17 protein-coding genes and 2 pseudogenes are annotated in these 19,876 nt (G+C 65.4%); 17 read left to right on the top strand and 2 right to left on the bottom strand.

From position 1 onward, the window contains the following. From QCE63_RS09080 to QCE63_RS09040, 9 genes and pseudogenes are all read left to right on the top strand, one after another. Positions 1 to 211, top strand: a pseudogene (locus tag QCE63_RS09080) (acetyl-CoA C-acetyltransferase); the annotation flags it as partial. Positions 212 to 307: 96 nt separating this feature from the next. After that, positions 308 to 1,048 carry a 3-ketoacyl-ACP reductase gene (locus tag QCE63_RS09075; RefSeq protein ID WP_309832409.1) on the top strand — a complete coding sequence of 247 codons (741 nt, stop codon included), beginning with the start codon at positions 308 to 310 and terminating at the stop codon, positions 1,046 to 1,048. Between the two features lie 165 nt (positions 1,049 to 1,213). Next, positions 1,214 to 1,789: a polyhydroxyalkanoate synthesis repressor PhaR gene (gene phaR / locus QCE63_RS09070; RefSeq protein ID WP_309832408.1), complete on the top strand. Its 576-nt coding sequence runs from the start codon at positions 1,214 to 1,216 to the stop codon at positions 1,787 to 1,789. Between the two features lie 370 nt (positions 1,790 to 2,159). Beyond that, positions 2,160 to 2,522, top strand: coding sequence for a transcriptional regulator (locus QCE63_RS09065; protein WP_309832407.1), 363 nt, complete (start codon positions 2,160 to 2,162; stop codon positions 2,520 to 2,522). A gap of 163 nt (positions 2,523 to 2,685) precedes the next feature. Beyond that, positions 2,686 to 4,023: a 30S ribosomal protein S12 methylthiotransferase RimO gene (gene rimO / locus QCE63_RS09060; RefSeq protein ID WP_309832406.1), complete on the top strand. Its 1,338-nt coding sequence runs from the start codon at positions 2,686 to 2,688 to the stop codon at positions 4,021 to 4,023. A gap of 4 nt (positions 4,024 to 4,027) precedes the next feature. Beyond that, positions 4,028 to 4,951: a sugar kinase gene (locus tag QCE63_RS09055; protein WP_309832405.1), complete on the top strand. Its 924-nt coding sequence runs from the start codon at positions 4,028 to 4,030 to the stop codon at positions 4,949 to 4,951. A gap of 39 nt (positions 4,952 to 4,990) precedes the next feature. Further along, positions 4,991 to 6,174 (top strand): annotated as a pseudogene (bktB, locus tag QCE63_RS09050) (beta-ketothiolase BktB). A 47-nt stretch (positions 6,175 to 6,221) separates the two neighbouring features. Next, a complete protein-coding gene (locus QCE63_RS09045; protein WP_309832404.1) occupies positions 6,222 to 6,875 on the top strand; it encodes a hypothetical protein in 654 nt (217 codons plus the stop codon). Between the two features lie 71 nt (positions 6,876 to 6,946). Then, positions 6,947 to 8,146 (top strand): cystathionine beta-lyase, encoded by a 1,200-nt coding sequence (locus tag QCE63_RS09040; RefSeq protein ID WP_309832403.1) that lies wholly within the window; start codon positions 6,947 to 6,949, stop codon positions 8,144 to 8,146. 61 nt (positions 8,147 to 8,207) lie between these two features. Here the strand turns inward: QCE63_RS09040 and serB are convergent, their stop codons facing one another. Both serB and QCE63_RS09030 read right to left on the bottom strand, forming a co-directional pair. Further along, positions 8,208 to 9,047, bottom strand: coding sequence for a phosphoserine phosphatase SerB (serB, locus tag QCE63_RS09035; RefSeq protein WP_309832402.1), 840 nt, complete (start codon positions 9,045 to 9,047; stop codon positions 8,208 to 8,210). A gap of 65 nt (positions 9,048 to 9,112) precedes the next feature. Continuing rightward, positions 9,113 to 10,069, bottom strand: coding sequence for a LysR substrate-binding domain-containing protein (locus tag QCE63_RS09030; RefSeq protein WP_309832401.1), 957 nt, complete (start codon positions 10,067 to 10,069; stop codon positions 9,113 to 9,115). A gap of 103 nt (positions 10,070 to 10,172) precedes the next feature. On the opposite strand from QCE63_RS09030, the gene QCE63_RS09025 reads away from it, so the two are divergent. The 8 genes from QCE63_RS09025 to QCE63_RS08990 all read left to right on the top strand — a co-directional run bounded on the left by QCE63_RS09025 (position 10,173) and on the right by QCE63_RS08990 (position 19,867). Beyond that, a complete protein-coding gene (locus QCE63_RS09025; protein WP_309832400.1) occupies positions 10,173 to 11,189 on the top strand; it encodes a zinc-binding alcohol dehydrogenase family protein in 1,017 nt (338 codons plus the stop codon). A 177-nt stretch (positions 11,190 to 11,366) separates the two neighbouring features. Then, positions 11,367 to 11,918 (top strand): DUF6013 family protein, encoded by a 552-nt coding sequence (locus QCE63_RS09020; RefSeq protein ID WP_309832399.1) that lies wholly within the window; start codon positions 11,367 to 11,369, stop codon positions 11,916 to 11,918. A gap of 214 nt (positions 11,919 to 12,132) precedes the next feature. After that, a complete protein-coding gene (locus QCE63_RS09015; RefSeq protein WP_309833745.1) occupies positions 12,133 to 13,044 on the top strand; it encodes a Ku protein in 912 nt (303 codons plus the stop codon). 40 nt (positions 13,045 to 13,084) lie between these two features. Continuing rightward, positions 13,085 to 15,802, top strand: a complete 2,718-nt coding sequence (ligD, locus tag QCE63_RS09010) for a DNA ligase D (protein WP_309832398.1) — start codon at positions 13,085 to 13,087, stop codon at positions 15,800 to 15,802. Between the two features lie 21 nt (positions 15,803 to 15,823). Further along, positions 15,824 to 16,126, top strand: coding sequence for a hypothetical protein (locus QCE63_RS09005; RefSeq protein ID WP_309832397.1), 303 nt, complete (start codon positions 15,824 to 15,826; stop codon positions 16,124 to 16,126). A gap of 261 nt (positions 16,127 to 16,387) precedes the next feature. Beyond that, complete coding sequence (locus tag QCE63_RS09000) at positions 16,388 to 17,017, top strand: biliverdin-producing heme oxygenase (RefSeq protein ID WP_309832396.1); 630 nt, start codon at positions 16,388 to 16,390, stop codon at positions 17,015 to 17,017. Further along, positions 17,014 to 19,410 (top strand): ATP-binding protein, encoded by a 2,397-nt coding sequence (locus QCE63_RS08995; RefSeq protein WP_309832395.1) that lies wholly within the window; start codon positions 17,014 to 17,016, stop codon positions 19,408 to 19,410. The genes QCE63_RS09000 and QCE63_RS08995 overlap by 4 nt, the downstream gene beginning before the upstream one ends. Then, complete coding sequence (locus QCE63_RS08990; RefSeq protein ID WP_309832394.1) at positions 19,403 to 19,867, top strand: response regulator; 465 nt, start codon at positions 19,403 to 19,405, stop codon at positions 19,865 to 19,867. Before QCE63_RS08995 ends, QCE63_RS08990 begins: the two co-directional genes overlap by 8 nt. Positions 19,868 to 19,876 lie beyond the last annotated feature (9 nt).

The following is a 19,876-nucleotide window of genomic DNA, read 5'->3' as shown; positions in this document are numbered from 1 at the left end:
GCTGGCGGTGCATCAGCAGATGGGCTGGGATCAGTCGAAGATCAATGTGAACGGCGGGGCGATCGCGATCGGGCATCCGATCGGCGCATCGGGCTGCCGGATTCTGGTCACGCTGTTGCACGAGATGCAGAAGCGCGATGCGAAGAAGGGTCTGGCGTCGCTGTGCATCGGCGGCGGCATGGGCGTGGCGCTGGCGCTGGAGCGTCCGTAAGCGGGACGCGCAGCAACGCGGCACGCAGGGCAGGACTGGGAAGGATTGGCGGGCGGCATGGAGATCGTCGTCCGCATAACGAAAATGGAGTGAGGAATGACGAAGCGCATAGCGTATGTAACCGGCGGCATGGGCGGCATCGGCACCAGCATCTGCCAGCGTCTGCTCAAGGATGGCTTCACGGTGGTTGCGGGCTGCGGCCCGAACTCGCCGCGCCGGGTGAAATGGCTGGAAGACCAGAAGGCGCTCGGCTTCGACTTCATTGCCTCGGAAGGCAACGTCGGCGACTGGGAATCGACCAAGAACGCGTTCGACAAGGTCAAGTCCGAAGTCGGCGAAGTCGACGTGCTGGTCAACAATGCGGGCATCACGCGCGACGTCGTGTTCCGCAAGATGACCCACGAAGACTGGACGGCGGTCATCGACACCAACCTGACGAGCCTGTTCAACGTGACCAAGCAGGTCATCGACGGGATGGTGGAGCGGGGTTTCGGCCGCATCATCAACATTTCGTCGGTGAACGGGCAGAAGGGGCAGTTCGGCCAGACCAACTACTCGACCGCCAAGGCCGGCATTCACGGCTTCACGATGGCGCTGGCGCAGGAAGTGGCGACCAAGGGCGTGACGGTCAACACGGTGTCGCCGGGTTACATCGGCACGGACATGGTGAAGTCCATCCGGCCGGAAGTGCTGGAGAAGATCGTCGCGACCATTCCGGTCCGGCGTCTCGGCACGCCCGACGAGATCGGCTCGATCTGCGCGTGGCTGGCCTCCGATGAATCGGGCTTCTCGACCGGCGCGGACTTCTCGCTGAACGGCGGCTTGCATATGGGCTGACGGGCGGAGGCTCGTCCGGGTGCCGCGTGTGTTGCGTGTACCCGGGCGAGTTGCCACTCGCCGGATTTTTCAACGATGCGGCGAAACATGCAGCAGCGCTTTTTTGCGACGACGCAAGACCTGCTTGCTGCCATCGCAGTAAAGTTTTGCGTTTAAAGGCGTTCAATGACCACTACTACTACTACAAAGAAATCCGCCGAGCGACTGATCAAGAAGTATCCGAACCGTCGGCTGTATGACACGGAGACGAGCACCTACATCACGTTGTCGGATGTGAAGCAACTCGTGCTCGATCAGGAAGAATTCAAGGTGCTCGACGCGAAGTCCAACGACGACCTCACGCGCAGCATCCTGCTGCAGATCATCCTGGAGGAAGAGAGCGGCGGCCTGCCGATGTTCTCCTCGGTGATGCTGTCGCAGATCATCCGTTTCTACGGCCATGCGATGCAGGGCATGATGGGCACGTACCTGGAGAAGAACATCCAGGCGTTCATCGACATCCAGCAGAAGCTGTCCGAGCAGAGCAAGGGCATCTACGACGGCAATGCGCTGAATCCGGAGGTCTGGTCGCAATTCATGAACATGCAGGCGCCGATGATGCAGGGCATGATGACGAGCTACATCGAGCAGTCGAAGAACATGTTCGTGCAGATGCAGGAGCAGATGCAGTCGCAGGCGAAGACGATGTTCAATACATTTCCGTTTCCGACGCCCACAGGGCCGACGCCGGAGAAGAAGTAGGGGGTGTTTCCGGCAGGCTTTGCGGATCGTGTGCATCGCCGGCCTGGGATCAGATTCGGCGGCGGAAAATCGGGCAAGAATTTCACAGAAATGCGGTCGCGCTTTCGTTGACGTTCGATGTGGCGCTCCCTAAGCTATACCTACGTTTCAGGCAATGCCTGAAACGCTCGTCGAACGGGGAAACCTGGCGACAAATACGGCCACAGGCCGCCAAACAGCCGCTTCGAGCGGCTGTTTTCATATCCGCGGACGCAAGACTGTGACGTGCATCTGCTATATCGACGAGGCTGGAAACAGCGCATCGTTGCTTTCCTGAAGGACCGACAAGCAGCCGCTGTTCGGCATTGCAACGAGGATATGGAGCAAGCCGATGGACATTCATCCGATCCGCACCGAAGCGGACTATATTCGCGCGCTCGTCGCCGCTGCGGCGCTGGTCGATGCAGACCCCGCTTGCGGAACACCTGAAGCCGAAACCCTCGACATTCTGTCGATCCTGATCGAGCGCTACGAGGCGGATCACTTTCCACTCCCGGCGCCAAGTCCGATCGAAGCAATCAAATTTCGCATGGAGCAGGCCGGGCTGACGGTGCCGGATATGCACCCTTACATCGGCAATGCGAATCGCGTGTACGAGGTGCTGGCGGGCAAGCGTGCGCTGCGTCTCGCCATGATCCGCCGGCTCCATGAAGGTCTTCGGATCCCCGCCGAAGTGCTGATCGGCGCCGCCTGACCCCGAACCCGCACAACCCACCACGCCTCCAAACCGCCTTCCCACCGCTCCGGGGTAAAATAGTGGATTCGCCCGACGCCTTCGGCCGAGCCCCACAATATCGTATCTCCCCGTGAAAAACTCTTTGGAATCAACTGCCCAGAACCCAGCTCCCAAGATCGGCATGGTCTCCCTCGGCTGCCCGAAAGCCCTCGTCGACTCCGAGCAGATCATCACCCAGCTGCGCGCCGAGGGTTACCAGATCTCCGGCACCTATGACGGCGCGGACCTCGTCGTGGTCAACACCTGCGGCTTCATCGACGAAGCCGTTCAGGAAAGCCTCGACGCCATCGGCGAGGCGCTGTCGGAGAACGGCAAGGTCATCGTGACCGGCTGCCTCGGCGCGAAAAAGAGCGCGAGCGGCGGCGGCCTGATCGAGGAAGTGCATCCGAAGGTGCTCGCGGTCACCGGCCCTCACGCCACCAACGAAGTGATGAACGCGGTGCACACGTATCTGCCCAGGCCGCACGATCCGTTCACCGATCTCGTTCCGCCCGCCGGCATCAAGCTCACGCCGCGCCACTACGCCTACCTGAAAATTTCCGAAGGCTGCAATCATCGCTGCACCTTCTGCATCATCCCGTCGATGCGCGGCGATCTCGTCTCGCGTCCCGTCGCCGAAGTCATGCTCGAAGCCGAGAATCTGTTCAAGTCCGGCGTGAAGGAGCTGCTCGTGATTTCGCAGGACACGAGCGCGTACGGCGTCGACGTCAAGTACCGCACCGGCTTCTGGAACGGCAAGCCGCTCAAGACGCGCATGACCGACCTGGTCGGCGCGCTCGGCGAACTCGCCGCCCAATACGGCGCGTGGGTGCGCCTGCACTATGTCTACCCGTATCCGAGCGTCGACGACGTCATCCCGATGATGGCCGAAGGCCCGTTCAAGGGCCACGTGCTGCCGTATCTCGACGTGCCGTTCCAGCACGCGCATCCCGAGGTGCTCAAGCGCATGAAGCGCCCGGCCAACGCCGAGAAAGTGCTCGAGCGCGTCAGGACGTGGCGCGAAATCTGTCCCGACCTGACCATTCGCAGCACCTTCATCGCAGGCTTTCCGGGCGAAACGGAAGAGCAGTTCCAGACCCTGCTCGACTTCATCACGGAAGCGGACCTGGACCGCGTCGGCTGCTTTGCGTATTCGCCGGTCGAAGGCGCGAGCGCCAACGAACTCGACGGCGCCTTGCCCGACGAAGTCCGCGAAGAACGCCGCGCGCGCTTCATGGAACTTGCCGAGGAACTGTCGGCGAAGCGCATGAAGAAGAAGGTGGGCAAGACGCTCAAGGTGCTCGTCGATGAAATCGGCACGGACGGCGGCATCGGGCGCACCGCGGCGGATGCGCCGGAAATCGACGGCGTCGTGTACATCGCGCCGGCCACCAAGGCATCGAAGCGCTACAAGGCCGGCGATTTCGTCTCCGTGAAAATCACCGGCGCCGACGGCCACGATCTCTGGGGCGAGGTCTGACATCATGCCGCACGCTCCGCAGGTACTCGCCCTTGGCGAGGCGATGATCGAGTTCAACCAGTCGCAGCGCGGCCAGCCGGGCTATCTGCAAGGCTTCGGCGGCGACGTGTCGAACTTCCTGATCGCGGCGTCGCGGCAGGGCGCCTCGACCGGCTTCGTCTCCGCCGTCGGCAACGATCACTTCGGCCAGTTGCTGCTTGACCTGTGGCGTGCGGAGAACGTCGATACCGCCACGGTGCGCGTCGATCAGGACGCGCCCACGGGCGTGTATTTCGTGTCGCACGGCGAGCAGGGGCATCGCTTCGACTATTTGCGCGCGGGCTCGGCGGCGAGCCGCTACGCGCCTTCCCACCTGCCGCTCGACGCCATCGCGGCCGCCCGCGTCGTGCATCTGTCGGGCATCAGCCTGGCGATCGGCGTGTCCGCGTGCGATGCCGCGCTCGCCGCTATCGACCACGCGCGCACGCACGGCGTCACGGTCAGTTTCGACACCAATCTGCGTCTCAAGCTGTGGCCGCTCGCGCGCGCCCGCGCGGTGATGCTCGACGCCATCCGCTCGGCCGACATCTGCCTGCCGAGCTGGGACGACGTCACGCTGCTCACGGGCCACGAAGACAAGGACGCGATCGTCGACGCCTTGCTCGCGCTCGGTCCGAAGGTCGTCGCGCTGAAGCTCGGCCGCGAGGGCGCGTACATTGCCACGCCCGCCGAGCGGCGCGTGGTGCCCGGCCGCGTGGTGCAGGCGGTCGATGCCACCGGCGCCGGCGACTGCTTCGGTGGCGCGTTCATTGCGCGCATCGTCGCCGGCGACGATCCTTTCGCGGCGGCGCGCTATGCGAACGCCGCGGCGGCCTTGTCGACGCAAGGCTTTGGCGCGGTCGCGCCGATTCCTGATCAGGCAGCGGTGGAGCGCGCGCTGAAAGCCTGAGCGTCAGTCCAGCAACAACAACCCGACAGCGGAGACGACATGCAACGTGAAGTGGTGGTGGTGAGCGGTGTGCGCACGGCAATCGGCGATTTCGGCGGCGCGCTGAAGGATTTCACGCCGACCGATCTCGGCGCGCGCGTCGTGCGCGAGGCCTTGTCGCGTGCGAACGTGCAGGGCGATGAGGTCGGCCACGTGGTGTTCGGCAACGTGATCCAGACCGAGCCGCGCGACATGTATCTCGCCCGCGTCGCCGCGCTCGACGGCGGCGTCACGCAGCACGCGCCCGCGCTCACGGTGAATCGCCTGTGCGGTTCGGGCCTGCAGGCGATCGTATCGGCGTCGCAGAGCATCCTGCTGGGCGATGCGGATGTCGCCGTCGGCGGCGGCGCAGAAAGCATGAGCCGCGCGCCCTACATCATGCCGGCCGCGCGGTTCGGCCAGCGCATGGGCGACGCGCGCATCGTCGACATGATGGTCGGTGCGCTGAACGATCCGTTCAACAAGATCCACATGGGCGTGACCGCCGAGAACGTCGCGCGGCAGTTCGGCATCACGCGCGAGATGCAGGACGCGCTCGCGCTCGAATCACACCAGCGCGCGGCGCGTGCCATCGAGGCCGGCTTCTTCAAGGAGCAGATCCTGCCGATCACGCTCGCGTCGAAGAAAGGCGACATCGTATTCGAGCGTGACGAACACGTGCGCATGCAGGCCACCGCCGAGGACTTCGCGAAGCTGAAGCCGGTGTTCGCGAAAGAAAACGGCACGGTGACGGCGGGCAATGCATCGGGCATCAACGACGCCGCGGCGGCCGTCGTGCTGATGGAGCGCAGCGTCGCCGAAAAGCGCGGCGCGAAGCCGCTGGCAAGGCTGGTCGCCTCGCGCATGCGGGCGTCGATCCGAAGATCATGGGCATCGGCCCGGTGCCCGCCACGCAGAAGGTGCTGGAGCGCGCGGGCTTGTCCGTCGCGGATCTCGACGTGATCGAGGCCAACGAGGCGTTCGCCGCGCAGGCCTGCGCCGTGTCGCAGGAACTGAAGCTGGATCCCGCCAAGGTCAATCCGAACGGCTCGGGCATTTCGCTCGGCCATCCGATCGGCGCAACCGGCGCGCTGATCACCGTGAAGGCGCTCTACGAGTTGCAGCGCATCGGCGGCCGCTATGCGCTCGTGACGATGTGCATCGGCGGCGGACAGGGCATCGCGGCGATCTTCGAGCGCATCTGAGTCAGCCGATGCCCGATCGAATCACGGACACCATGAAGGACTCGAGGATGACCCACAGCATGCACGCTTCGCGCCTCGTTGCGGCGCTGGCCATCACGGTGGCGCTGGCCGCCTGCAACTCGCCGATGCCCGCAGGCGGCTCCGGCGTCTTGCCGCCGGACCAGCGCGCGCCGGCCGGCGCGGATGCGCATGGCGCGCAAGCGGCCATCGCCGAACTGGCGCTGCCGCCGCAGAAACCGCTGACGCCCAATCCGGAGTACGCGCGCTTTCCGCGCTATGTCGGCACGCTGGGCACGCGGCAGATCGAGATGAAGCTCGGCGCGAAGACCGACGATCCCTCCGGCGTCCACGGCGAATACCGTTTTGCCGGCAGCCCGAACGTGATTCTCGTCGCGGGCGATCGCGACAGCGACACGCTCGAGATCGAGGAATCGAACGACGGCACGCACATCACCGGCAACTGGGTCGGCAAGTTCGCGCCGGACGGCAGCGTGTCCGGCGAACGCATGAATCCCGACGATTCCAACGGCCAGCCCTTCGAGCTTCGGCCCGCCGTTGCGGGCGCGGGTCTGCCGCCGCTGCCGGATGGAAATGCCGGAAATGCCGCGAAAGCGCCGGCCGCGCCGTCGCTGGAACCCGCACCGCCCGCGCCGCCGAAGAACAGCGTCGGCGGCACGAGCAACGTCATCATCGGCGAATAGCCTGCCTTGTTTTTCTCATGCCGCCGGCGCGCGCCGGCGGCATCTTCCTTGACCCGTTTCAACGCCACGCCATGACCGATTCCCACGACAACGCCCCCGACCGCGATCTGCAAACCCGCATCGTGCAGCCGGAGGACCGCATCACGCCCGGTTTCGAGTCGTTCTCGGTGCCGGTGGCGCGGGCGTCGACGGTCGTGTTTCCCGATCTCGCGACGATGCGCTCGCTCGTCTGGAGCGACGATTCCAAATGGCGCTACGGCCTGCACGGGACGCCGACGACCATCGCGCTCGCGCAACGCATCGCGGCGATCGAGGGCGGCGACTACGCGCTGTTGCAGCCTTCGGGACTCGCGGCGATTTCGAATGTCTATTTCGGTCTGGTCCGGACAGGCGACCACGTGCTCGTGCCCGACAACGCCTACGGCCCGAACCGCGATCACGCGGACTGGCTCGCCGAGGATTTCGGCATCGAGGTGACGTACTACGACCCGATGATCGGCGCGGGCATCGACACCTTGCTGCGCGCCAATACGAAGCTGGTCTGGCTCGAAGCGCCCGGTTCCGTGACGATGGAAGTGCAGGACGTGCCCGCCATCGCCGCCGCCGCGCGGGCGAAGGGCGTCGTGACGGCCATCGACAATACGTTCTCGGCGGGCCTTGCTTTCAAGCCGTTCGAGCATGGCGTCGATATTTCGGTGCAGGCGCTGACGAAGTACCAATCCGGCGGCAGCGACGTGCTGATGGGCGCGACCATCACGCGCAATGCCGACTTGCACAGCAAGCTGAAGCGTGCGCGCATGCGGCTGGGTGTCGGGGTATCGGCGGACGATGCCTCGCTCGTACTGCGCAGTCTGCCTTCGATGAAGACGCGTTACGAGGCCCACGACCGCACGGCTTTAGCGCTTGCCGCCTGGCTGAAGACGCGCCCCGAAGTGGCCGCCGTGCTGCATCCAGCGCTGTCGGACTGTCCGGGTCACGCGTTCTTCGAGCGCGATTTCAAGGGCGGCGCGGGCGGCCTGTTCTCCATCGTCTTCGACAAGCAGTACAGCGCGGCCCAAGTCGATGCGTTCGTCGAGGCGCTCGAACTGTTTTCGATCGGCTGGAGTTGGGGCGGCTCGCACAGCCTCGCGATGCCTTACACGGTCCGCACGATGCGCACGGCATCAGAATGGCCGCATGAAGGCGTGCTGGTGCGCTTTTACATCGGACTGGAGGCGGAAGCGGACTTGCGCGCCGATCTCGAAGCGGCGCTCGTCAAAGCATTCGGCTAAAGCAGAACGGCGCCTTGTTCACTCAAGCGCCGTTCTTCAAAAAGCACACAAGCCGCAGCGTTCAGAACAACCGCAGCAAGCCGTCGAGGCCGACGAAGTTGAACGCGAGGCTCGCCGACTCGCGCACGACCGGCTTCGCGCGAAACGCCACCGACAAGCCCGCTTCGGCCATCATCTTCAGATCGTTCGAACCGTCGCCCATGGCGATCGCGCGCTTCGGATCGATGCCCAGTTGCGCGCAGGTGTCGAGCAGCGTGCGCGCCTTCACGTCCGCGTTGACGATTTCGCCGACCACCTTGCCCGTCAGCTTGCCATCGACGATTTCGAGCGTGTTCGCCCGCGTGTAATCGAGGCCGAGACGCGCCTTCAGCCGCTCGGTGAAGAACGTAAAACCGCCCGACACGAGCAGCGTCTTCAGACCCGCCGCGCGCGCGCCGGCGAGCATGCGCTCCGCGCCCGGCGACAGCTTCAGGCGTTCCTCATAAACCCGTTCGAGCGCGCTTGCGTCGAGTCCCTTCAGCAGCGCGACGCGGCGCGTGAGGCTTTCGTTGAAGTCCTTGATCTCGCCGCGCATCGACGCTTCGGTGATCGCCGCGACCTCCGCCTTCAGCCCGCAGAAATCCGCGATTTCATCGATGCATTCGATCGTGATGAGCGTCGAGTCCATGTCCATCGCGACGAGGCCGAAGCCGGCGAGCGTCGCATCCGGCGCGATAAAGGCGTAGTCGAGGCCGTGCGTGCCGCAATAGGCGTCGATGTCGGGACGTTGCAGCGGATCGGCGCCGGCAAGACGCAGCAACGTGTCATCGACGCGCTGCGGAACCTGCGAGCGGGCCAGCGCCGCGAGCGGGCGCAGATGCGAATCGGAGATCGGGGCGAGGCTTTGAATGACGAGGTTCATCGAAGGCGAGGGCGAAGGAACAGTGGACGCGCGAAAGCGCCATTGTACCGGCCGGCCCGGACGCGCTAACGCTGCACGCTCGCGGGATCGACGTCCCAGTAGGGCGGCTCGCCGAACTGCCCGGCGAGGAAGTCGATGAAGGCCAGCGTCTTCGGCGGCACGAACGCACGGCTCGGATACACGGCCCAGATCGCCACGGTCTGCGCGGGCGGGTAGTCGTCGAGCAGCGTGACGAGTTCGCCGCTCGCGATCAGCGGCGCGACGCTCCACGTCGATTTCAGCCCGATGCCGATGCCCGCCGCCAGTGCATCGCGGATCACCTCGCCGTTGTCGGTCACGAGCCGTCCGGACACGCGGACATCGATCACGCCGGTCGGCGTCACGAACCCCCAGTCGCGCTGATCGGCGAGGATCACGCACTCGTGGCGCACGAGATCGGCGGGATGACGCGGCGTGCCGTGCCGCGCGAGATAAGCGGGCGACGCGCACAGTACGCGCCGGTTGCTTGCGAGCTTCTTCGCCACCAGCGTCGAGTCCTTCAGCGCGCCGATGCGGATCGCGAGGTCGATGCCCTCGTCCACGAGATCGACGATCTGGTCGGTCATGCGCAGGTCGACGCTCACACCCGGGTACTGGCGCAGGAACGCGGGCATCAGCGGCGAGATGTGCTGACGGCCCAGCGACGAGGGCATGGTCACGCGCAAGCGCCCGTGCGGATGTTCGCGCGCCTGTCCGACCGACGCACGCGCCGCGTCGGCGGCGTCGAGCAGGCCGCGCGCGTGATCGGCGAAAATCTCGCCTTCCTGGGTGAGCGAGACGCGCCGGGTCGTGCGATGCAACAGCCGTGCGCCGAGCATGCGCTCCAGCGCCGCGATGCGCGCGCTCGCCACTGCGGGCGAGAGCCCAAACTCGCGCGCGGCCGCGGACAGATTCGCCAACGCCGCCGCACGCACGAAGAGTCCGATATCGAGGAGATCGAGACGCTCGCGCGGCGCGGCGTCCGCGAGGAGATCGCTCGTCATTTGATGGATTTCACGAAAAATGTTTCAGTGATTATGACGGTTTTCCGGATGCTGCATGCGCCTTACCATGGCTGGCAGTTCACTTATTTAAACGGAGCACCCCATGAAAGCCATCGGCCTGACGCGCTACCTTCCGATTTCCGACCCGCAAGCGCTGATCGACATCGAACTCGATCAACCCACGCCCACCGGGCGCGACCTGCTTGTAAAGATCGAGGCGATCGCCGTCAATCCCGTCGATACCAAGGTACGCGCGCCCAAGGACAAGGTCGAATCAGCTCCGCGCGTGCTGGGCTGGGACGCGGCGGGCGTGGTGGCCGCCGTCGGACCGGAGGCGACGCTGTTCAAGGTCGGCGATCCGGTCTACTACGCCGGCGACATCACCCGGCCCGGCGCGAACAGCGAATTCCATCTGATCGACGAACGCATCGTCGGCACGAAGCCGGCCTCGCTCGATTTCAGCAGCGCCGCCGCGCTGCCGCTGACCACCATCACCGCGTGGGAAGCGCTGTTCGACCGCCTGGGCGTGTCGGCGGAGGGCAAGGATGCGGGCAAGTCGGTGCTGATCGTCGGCGGGGCGGGCGGCGTCGGGTCGATCGGCATCCAGCTTGCCAGCCGCGTTGCCAAGCTCAAGGTGATCGCCACGGCGTCGCGGCCCGAATCGGCCAAGTGGGCGCAGGAGCTTGGCGCGGATCACATCGTCGATCACTTCGGTGACATCCCGGCACAGATGAAGCAGATCGGGTTTCCGCAGGTCGACTACGTGCTGATCTTCAACGACACCGACAAGCACTTCACGGCCGCCGCCGAAGTCATCAAGCCGCAAGGCGGCATCTGCACGATCGTCGAGAACGCGCGGCCGTTGCCGATCGAACTGCTGAAGCCGAAGAGCGCGGCGTTCCACTGGGAGCTCATGTTCACGCGCGCGATGTTCAACACGCCCGACATGATCGAGCAGCACAAGCTGCTGTCGGAAGTGGCGCGGCTGATCGACGCAGGCACGCTGCGCACGACCATCGGCCGCGACCTCGGACCGATCAATGCAACGAACCTGCGCGAGGCGCATCGGCTGCTGGAAGAAGGGCGCACGGTCGGCAAGCTGGTGCTGACGGGCTTTTGAGGCGTCTCTGACAGCTTTTTGACCAGGCGCAAGCCGCCCTCCACGCACTCGGGTTATCCATGACGATGACCCGTCAAGCGTGGCGCTAGACTGAATCCGGTCCGCTGCACGCACACCGCGTCCCGGTGCGCCAGCCGCGCCGGATTCACTCACAGCGCCTGTTACGGAGGTGGCGGCATGAATCGTACTTCGATCGTTCGTCGCATGGTTTCCGTCGCCGCGCTCACGATGGTCGCTGCGACCGCCCAGGCCACGCCGGGCATCAAGGTGCTTTCCGAGGCGGCCAATGACGGCCCCATCAAGTACACGGTCAAGATGACCTCGAAATCCTTCGGCAACGAGCAGGAAACCCGCACGATCCGCTCCGGACAGACCGACGACTTCACCTGGCAAGGCAACGCGGCCGGCGGCGCGCAGGCCGTGCCGGACGGCTGCCCGCAGGCGGCCTCGGTGCCGAAGAGCGCGGACGGCGCGGCGGTGCGGCAGGTGCAGATCCGCTTCGCGCCGATGGTCGGCGACAACGGCACGGCCAACGTGCAGATCAGTTTCCGGGCGTATGCGCCGAAGGGCACCTCGCGCGTCACGGTGGGCGGCAAGAGCCTGCAGTGTCCGGTGGACAACCGCTTTAGTCAGATCGTGCGCTTCTCCATGCCGACCTCCACGGGGTCCAGGAAGACCGTCACGCTCGACGACGGCACGCAACTCAGCGTGACCGCCAACCGCAAGTAGCTTTTTAGGCGGCGAGAGCAGTAAGGCTTACAGATCGCCTGCCCGGTGCAGGCACGCACCGCCGGCCGCCGCGTGCCCCGGCGCGCCCGGCCGCCTTGGCATGTTTCCTGCGATTCCCTCCGATACCGTGCCGCGCCCGCGCACGGAGAACGCCTCGACGCCCGCCCGGCGCGAGGCGCGCTCATCGACTCTTCCCGACCGCCAAGGTGCCGCGATGCCGCACATGATCTGGAAAGGCGCGATCAGCTTCGGACTGGTCCACGTGCCCGTGCAACTCTATCCCGCGACGCAGTCGGAGAAGGTCGGCTTCAACCTGCTCGACAAACGCTCGATGGACCCGATCGGCTACAAGCAGATCAACAAGAACACGGGCAAGGAAGTCACGCGGGACAACATCGTGCGCGGCTTCGAGTATGAGAAGGGCAAGTATGTCGTGATGACCGACGCCGAGATTCGCGCGGCCAATCCGGAGTCGACGCAGACGGTCGACATTCTCGCCTTCGTCGATGCCCCCGAGATCTCGTTCCTGTCGCTCGATACGCCTTACTATCTCGCGCCCGACCGCAAGGGCGAGAAGGTCTATGCGCTGCTGCGCGATGCGTTGAAGGACACGGGCAAGGTCGGCATTGCGAGCGTCGTGCTGCACAACAAGCAGCATCTCGCGGCGCTGATTCCGGTGGGCCCGGCGCTGGCGCTCAACACACTGCGCTGGGGCGACGAAGTCCGCGACTTCGGCGAGTTCAAGTTTCCCGACGAAGATACCAAGAAGGCCGGCGTGACGCCGAAGGAACTGGAGATGGCCAAGCGGCTCATCGACGACATGAGCGACAGCTGGGATCCGACGAAGTATCACGACACCTTCAAGGACGACATCCTGGCGCTCGTCGACAAGAAGGTGAAGCAAGGCAAGGTGGCCGAGGTGATGAAGGTGGAGGAGGGCGGCGAGACGAAGTCGTCGGCCGACATCCTCGATTTGTCCGAACTGCTCAAGCGCAGTCTCAAGAAAGGCGGCGCGCCGGCGAAACGCGGCAAGGCAGCGGCCACGGACAAGGCTGACGAAGAGGACGACTCGGGCGAGGAAGCCGCGCGTCCGGCGCGCAAGACCGCGCGGCGCAAGCGTGCTTGAAGCGCGTCTGTATCGCACCTGACACTGCGGACCCACGACGATGGCCGGCAAACTCGATACCTATCAACGCATGCGCGCGTTCGACAAGACGCCGGAGCCATCCGGCGCCGCGAAGCGCGCCGCGCGGGCCCGCAAGACGGCCAAACCACCCGCAAAGTCCAGCCTGTCCTTCGTCATCCAGGAACACGACGCACGCCGTCTGCACTATGACTTTCGCCTCGAGCTCGACGGCACGCTCAAGTCCTGGGCCGTGCCGAAGGGACCGAGCCTCGATCCTTCGGTGAAGCGGCTGGCGGTGCATGTCGAGGATCATCCGCTCGACTATGGTTCGTTCGAAGGCGAGATTCCCGAGGGCAATTACGGCGCGGGCAGCGTGATTGTGTGGGATCGCGGTACGTGGGCGCCGCAGTCGGGCAGCGTCGCGGATGCGCAGCGCGAATACGAAAAGGGCAAGCTCAAGTTCACGCTCGACGGCGAGAAGCTGCAGGGCGGCTGGACGCTCGTAAAGAGCCACATGCGCGGCAGCGGCGACAAGGAGCAATGGCTGCTGATCAAGGAGCGCGACGACACGGCGCGCCCGGAGAGCGAGTACGACGTGCTTCTGAAAAGGCCGGGCAGCGTGATGTCGGATGCGCCCGGCGCGCGCGGCAAGAATGGTGCAGTGCTCGAACGCTCGGAGCGCAAGACGGCGGCGAAAGCAGCCGCAAAGACGCCCGCGCGCAAGAAACCTTCCGCTGCGAAGGCGAACGGCCACGACCATCCCGACATCGTCGCGACCCGCAGCGCGGCATCGTTGCGTACCTTGTCGCATGAACCCGCCATCGAGGGCGCGGTCAAGGCGAAGCTGCCCGCCACGTTCAAGCCGCAGCTCGCGACGCTCGTCGATGCCGCGCCGTCCGGCGACGACTGGGCCTACGAGATCAAGTTCGACGGCTATCGGGTGCTGGCGCGCATCGACACGGTGAAGGGCAAACGCCGCATCGCGATCTTCACGCGCAACGGCAATGACTGGACCGCGAAATTCCCGAAGCAGGTTCAGGCGCTGGAACAGCTGGAGATCGAAAGCGGCTGGCTCGATGGCGAAGCCGTGGTGCTCGACGCGCGCGGTCTGCCCGACTTCCAGGCCCTGCAGAACGCGTTCGATGCGGGCCGGCCGCAGGACATCGTCGTGTACTTCTTCGACGTGCCCTGGCTCAACGGCTATGACCTGTGCAACGTGCCGCTCGTGCAGCGCCGCGCGCTGCTGAAGGCGCTCGTGGAACCGGCGGACGACCCGGTATTGCGCTATTCGGAGGACTTCGCGTTCCAGGCCGACGATCTGCTGAAGAGCGCATGCGACATGGCGCTCGAAGGCATCATCGGCAAGCGTATGGACAGCGGCTATGTGTCGGGCCGCGGCAACGCGTGGATCAAGCTCAAGTGCCGGCGGCGGCAGGAGTTCGTGATCGGCGGTTATTCGGAACCGGCGGGCAGCCGCGGCCAGTTCGGCGCGCTGCTGCTCGGCGTGTACGACGCGCACGGCAAGCTGCAGTACGCGGGCCGCGTGGGCACCGGTTTCGATCACGCGATGCTCGTCGCGGTGAAGAAGGAGCTCGATAAGCGCGAGACTAAGCGCATGCCTTTCGCGAGCGAGCCGCAGGAGCGCAGCCGGACGCCCGTGCACTGGGTGAAGCCCGAACTCGTGGCCGAATGCAATTTCGCGGAATGGACCAAGGAGCGCATCGTGCGACAAGCATCGTTCGTCAGTCTGCGTGACGACAAACCCGCGCGGCAGATCGTCAAGGAAGAGCCGGCGGCGGCCAGGACCGCAACGAAGAAGACCGCAGCGACCAAAAAGACCACCGCCGCGAAGAAGACCAAATCCGCTTCGGCCGAAGTCGAAGGCGTGAAGATCAGCCATCCGGATCGCGTGATCGACAAGTCCGGCGGCTCGCGCAAGATCGACGTGGTCGAGTACTACGCCAGTGTCGCGCAATGGATGCTGCCGCATCTGAAGGACCGTCCGGTGTCACTCGTGCGCGCGCCCGAGGACATCGGCGGCGAGCTGTTCTTCCAGAAGCACAGCGCAAAGCTCGCCATTCCCCATATCAAGCAACATCCCGACATCGATCCCGGTCATCCGCCGCTGCTCACCATCGAGTCGGCGGGCGCGCTCGCCGGCTGTGCGCAGATGGGCACCATCGAATTGCATACCTGGAACGCGCTTGCATCGAACCTCGAAAAGCCGGACCGCATGGTGTTCGATCTCGACCCGGGCGAAGGCGTCGGCTGGGAACGGATGATCGAGGCCGCGCGCCTCACCAGGGAGCTGCTTGCCGAGCTGGGCCTCGAATCGTTCTGCAAGACGAGCGGCGGCAAGGGCTTCCATGTGATCGTGCCGCTCGTGAAGCAGGCCGGCTGGGACGACGTCAAGGACTTCTCGCAAGGCGTCGCGCAGCACATGGCGAGCACGCTCCCCAAGCTCTTCTCCGCGAAGATGGGCATGCAGAACCGCAAGGGCAAGATCTTCATCGACTATCTGCGCAACAACCGCGGCTCGAGCACGGTGGCAGCGTTCTCGCTGCGCGCGCGGCCGGGGCTCGGGGCATCGATGCCGATTGCCTGGGACGAACTGGACGACGTGACGAGCGGCGATCAATGGAACATCGGCAATGCGCACGAACGGCTCGACGCGTTGAAACACGATCCGTGGACCGGCTACGACAAGGCGCGCAAGCGCCTGAGCGCAGGCATGAAGAAGCGCCTCGGGCTGAAGTGAAGCAATCGACAGGAGACGATCATGAAGCAGTCGAACAAGGAACCCGCCAGCGCGCCCGAACGCGGCCGCGAGGTGTCGAGCAGCGAGCGCGAGACCCAGGCGCGCGACGATGCCGCGAACGCGCCGTTGCCGCATGAAGCGGATCAGAACGTCGAATCGCAGCATGAGCACGATCCGCGCGAGGTCGGCAAGCAGGCGCACGAGGACCTTGAACGCGGGCTCGTCGATACCGACCGGCGCGGCGGCGACGACTATCAGCGCGACACGCAGCAGGACGAGCACGCCAACGTCAACAGAGGCGATCGCCCGCCGCGCAAGCCGTGAAAAAAATTTGAACCGGACGGTGAATCGTTCCGGCAACGGCGCTGCGGATTGGGCGTGCGCGCTGGCTTTGCATGGCAGCGGCGAAGCCGGATGCGTAGAATGACTCTTTTTTAAATGGGCGCTTTCGCATCAAGCGCGTGACGGCGTGTGCGGTGCGATTTCTACCGACACCCACGCCGAACGATGCGCCCGAACCGGTAAGCCCTGCCGATACCCGCAGCATTCGTCCGCCTCGCGGTCCTTAAGCCCACTCATCGCAACATGCAATCCGACCTTCTGTCCCGCTTGAAGAACGAAACCGCCGCGTGTCACGCGCGGCTCGAGAATGCGCTTGACCTGATGCGGGACGATCTGCAACGCGACGAGTACATCGCGCTGCTCGAACGATTCTATGGCTATGTTGCGCCGTGGGAGGACGCCGCGGCCGCGTGTCTGCCGGCCACGCTGTCGGTGTTTTTCGACGAACGCCGCAAGGCGCCGCTGCTGGCCGCCGATCTCGCCGCGCTGACCGGCGAGCGCCGGCCGGTCGGTTCCGTGCCGCAAGCCGACATGCGCTACGACCTGCCGCGCCTGCACAATCTCGGCGATGCGTTCGGCTCCATGTACGTGATGGAAGGCAGCACGCTTGGCGGGCGCTTTATCGCGCCGCACGTCGCGCAGCGCCTGGATCTGGGGCAGGGTCTGGGCAACGCGTATTTCGAAGGCTACGGCGCGCGCACCGGCAGCATGTGGAACGCGTTTCGCGAAACGGCCGCGGCTTCCGTGCCCGCGGCCCAGCATGACGACGCGGTGAAGGCCGCCATCGCCACATTCGAGGGCCTGCAGTCCTGGCTGTGCCCCGAAGCGGCCGGTGTCGATGCCATGCCACCAGTGCCAGGAGCCGTCACATGAGCGTGGCGGACAGCGGATCCGGCGGATCACCGGCACCGGCGCCGGCTAGTGGCACGGATGGCCCACCGGACGCCGAGGCACGCCGGCTCACGCTCAGTTCGGGCGTCGCGAGCAAGGATTGCGACGCCGAGCCGATCCACGTACCCGGTGGCATCCAGCCGCACGGTTATCTGCTGGCGCTCGCCGACGATTTACGCATCGTGCAGGCCAGCGACAATCTGCCCGCGCTGACGGGCGCGCCCCTCGATACCCTGCTCGGCCAGCCGCTCGCCGTGGCGCTCGGCGAGGCCGCCGCGCAACGCATCGCGGAGGTGGCCAGCATGGCGGCGCTGGAGGATTCGCCGCTATACGTCGGACCGGTCGAGCTGACGTCCACGCCGGCCGGCCCCGCATGTCTCGATGTCACGCTGCATCGGCACGACGGCACCCTGATCGTCGAGATGGAAGCGGCGGCAAGCGGCGACACGTTCGCCTCCATGTATCCGCTCGTGCGCACCTTCGCGCGCGGCCTGCAGGACGCGGCGAGCGTCGAGGAACTGGCCGGGCTCGCGGTGCGCGAGGTGCGTCAGATCACGGGCTTCGGCCGCGTGATGCTCTACAGCTTCGACGAGGAAGGGCGCAGCCACGTGCTCGCGGAAGATCGCGACGAGGGCTACGCGTCGTTTCTGCATCAGTTCTTTCCGGCCTCCGACATTCCGCGCCAGGCGCGCGCGCTGTATCTGAAAAACCGCATCCGGCTGGTCGCCGACGTCAACTACACGCCCGCGCGCCTTGTCCCGGACGTGAACCCGCTGACGGGCCGTCCAACCGACCTCACCTATTCCACGCTGCGCAGCTTTTCGCCGGTGCACCTCGAATACATGCGCAACATGAACACGCATGCGTCGATGTCGGTGTCGATCATCGTGCGGGGCCGCCTGTGGGGACTCGTCTCGTGCCACGACCACGCGCCGCGCAGGGTGCCTTTCAACACGCGCTTCGCGGTCGAGCATCTCGGCAACATGTTGTCCTTGCAGATCGAGGCGAAGGAAGAGCGCGCGGAAGGCGAATATCTCACCGGCCTGCGCCGGACCATGAGCCGTCTGATCGCCTCGATGGGCGAGCGCGAGCGCTTCGTGACCGGACTCCAGTCGGTGCCGGCCGACGTGCTGAACTTCGTGCGTTCAGCCGGCGCGGCCATCGTGTTCGATGACCAGGTGACGCTGCTCGGCGTCACGCCCGACGAGGACACGGTGCGCGCGCTCACGCACTGGCTCGCGGAACATACGAGCGGCGTCTGGGCCACCGATTCCCTGGCGCGCCAGTGGCCGCCCGCGAAGGCGCTCGAGGACCGTGCGTGCGGCGTGCTGGCGGTGCCGGTGTCGCAGATTTTCCGCAACTATCTGCTATGGTTCAGGCCCGAGGTGATGCAGACCATCAAGTGGGCGGGCGAGCCGGTGAAGATCGAGGACGCGGCCGGCGTGAGTGCGCCACGCACCAGCTTCTCGCCGTGGCTCGAAACCGTGCGCGGTCATTCGAAGGCATGGCGTGCGAGCGAAATCGAGATCGCGAGCGAGCTGCGCGGCGCGTTGTTGAACATCGTGCTGCGGCGCGCGGAAGAGCGTGCGGCGCTCGCGACCGAGCTCACGCGCGCCAACAAGGAACTGGAAGCGTTTTCTTATTCGGTGTCGCACGACTTGCGCGCGCCGCTGCGGCATATCGCCGGATACGGCGACCTGCTGCGCGAGCAGGAAGGCGAGCGCATGTCGGAGAAAAGCCGGCGCTTTCTCAACAACATGCTGGATTCGGCGCGCTTCGCGGGTACGCTCGTCGACGATCTCCTGACCTTTTCGCAGATGGGACGCGCCGCACTGCGCCCCGCGCCGGTGGACCTCGGCATGCTGGTGCGCTCGATCGTGCAGGAGTTCGAGCAGGAGGTGTCGGGACGCGATATTGAATGGGTGATCGGCGAGTTGCCGCGCGTCACCGGCGACGCGGCATTCCTGCAACTGGCGGTGCGCAACCTGCTGTCGAACGCGGTGAAATATACGAGAACGCGGGAATCGGCGAAAATCGAGCTATTCGCCAGCCGCAGCGGCGAGGAATACATCATCGGTGTCCGGGATAACGGTGTCGGTTTCGACATGAAGTACGGTGCCAAGCTGTTCGGCGTGTTCCAGCGCCTGCATCGCGCGGAAGAGTTCGAAGGCACGGGCATCGGACTCGCGAACGTGCGGCGCATCATCGAGCGGCACGAAGGGCGGACCTGGGCCGAAGGGCGTCCGGGGCAGGGCGCGGTTTTCTATTTCTCGCTGCCGGTCGTGTTTCGCAGCGTCGGCGCCGAGCAAGGCGCGAAGGGCACCCGCAACACCCACGGCACGTTAGCAACGAAGTCACGAAGAGACCATGCTTAAACCGATATTACTTGTCGAAGACAACCCGAACGACCTCGAGCTCACACTCGTCGCGCTCGACAAGAGCCAGCTTGCCAACGAGGTGATCGTGGCGCGCGACGGCCAGGAAGCCGTCGACTATCTCACGTCCGAAGGCGAGTGGAAGTCGCGTACGCCGGGCAGTCCCGCCGTCATTCTGCTGGACCTCAAGCTGCCGAAGATCGACGGTCTGGAAGTGCTCGACATGATCCGCTCGAACGCGGCGCTCAAGAGCATTCCGGTCGTGATGCTGACCTCGTCGCGCGAGGAGCAGGATCTGATTCGCAGCTACGAACTGGGCGTGAACGCGTATGTGGTGAAACCGGTCGAGTTCGGGGAATTCGTCGAGGCGATCAGCGACCTCGGCGTGTTCTGGGCCGTGCTCAACGAGCCGCCGCCGGGGTCGACGCGCCTGCGCCGCCCGCCCAACGCGCAATGAGCGCAGCGA

It is taken from the genome of Caballeronia sp. LZ065 (assembly GCF_031450975.1).
Classification (GTDB): Bacteria; Pseudomonadota; Gammaproteobacteria; order Burkholderiales; family Burkholderiaceae; genus Caballeronia.
Note: the sequence above shows the minus strand (reverse complement) of the source record. Positions and strands in the feature narration are given on the sequence as shown.

Bases quoted from the DNA above. Each gene is read 5' to 3' on its own strand.
- QCE63_RS09075 (WP_309832409.1), top strand. From the start codon at position 308: ATGACGAAGCGCATAGCGTATGTAACCGGCGGCATGGGCGGCATCGGC.
- phaR (WP_309832408.1), top strand. From the start codon at position 1,214: ATGACCACTACTACTACTACAAAGAAATCCGCCGAGCGACTGATCAAG.
- QCE63_RS09065 (WP_309832407.1), top strand. From the start codon at position 2,160: ATGGACATTCATCCGATCCGCACCGAAGCGGACTATATTCGCGCGCTC.
- rimO (WP_309832406.1), top strand. From the start codon at position 2,686: ATGGTCTCCCTCGGCTGCCCGAAAGCCCTCGTCGACTCCGAGCAGATC.
- QCE63_RS09055 (WP_309832405.1), top strand. From the start codon at position 4,028: ATGCCGCACGCTCCGCAGGTACTCGCCCTTGGCGAGGCGATGATCGAG.
- QCE63_RS09045 (WP_309832404.1), top strand. From the start codon at position 6,222: ATGACCCACAGCATGCACGCTTCGCGCCTCGTTGCGGCGCTGGCCATC.
- QCE63_RS09040 (WP_309832403.1), top strand. From the start codon at position 6,947: ATGACCGATTCCCACGACAACGCCCCCGACCGCGATCTGCAAACCCGC.
- serB (WP_309832402.1), bottom strand. From the start codon at position 9,047: ATGAACCTCGTCATTCAAAGCCTCGCCCCGATCTCCGATTCGCATCTG.
- QCE63_RS09030 (WP_309832401.1), bottom strand. From the start codon at position 10,069: ATGACGAGCGATCTCCTCGCGGACGCCGCGCCGCGCGAGCGTCTCGAT.
- QCE63_RS09025 (WP_309832400.1), top strand. From the start codon at position 10,173: ATGAAAGCCATCGGCCTGACGCGCTACCTTCCGATTTCCGACCCGCAA.
- QCE63_RS09020 (WP_309832399.1), top strand. From the start codon at position 11,367: ATGAATCGTACTTCGATCGTTCGTCGCATGGTTTCCGTCGCCGCGCTC.
- QCE63_RS09015 (WP_309833745.1), top strand. From the start codon at position 12,133: ATGCCGCACATGATCTGGAAAGGCGCGATCAGCTTCGGACTGGTCCAC.
- ligD (WP_309832398.1), top strand. From the start codon at position 13,085: ATGGCCGGCAAACTCGATACCTATCAACGCATGCGCGCGTTCGACAAG.
- QCE63_RS09005 (WP_309832397.1), top strand. From the start codon at position 15,824: ATGAAGCAGTCGAACAAGGAACCCGCCAGCGCGCCCGAACGCGGCCGC.
- QCE63_RS09000 (WP_309832396.1), top strand. From the start codon at position 16,388: ATGCAATCCGACCTTCTGTCCCGCTTGAAGAACGAAACCGCCGCGTGT.
- QCE63_RS08995 (WP_309832395.1), top strand. From the start codon at position 17,014: ATGAGCGTGGCGGACAGCGGATCCGGCGGATCACCGGCACCGGCGCCG.
- QCE63_RS08990 (WP_309832394.1), top strand. From the start codon at position 19,403: ATGCTTAAACCGATATTACTTGTCGAAGACAACCCGAACGACCTCGAG.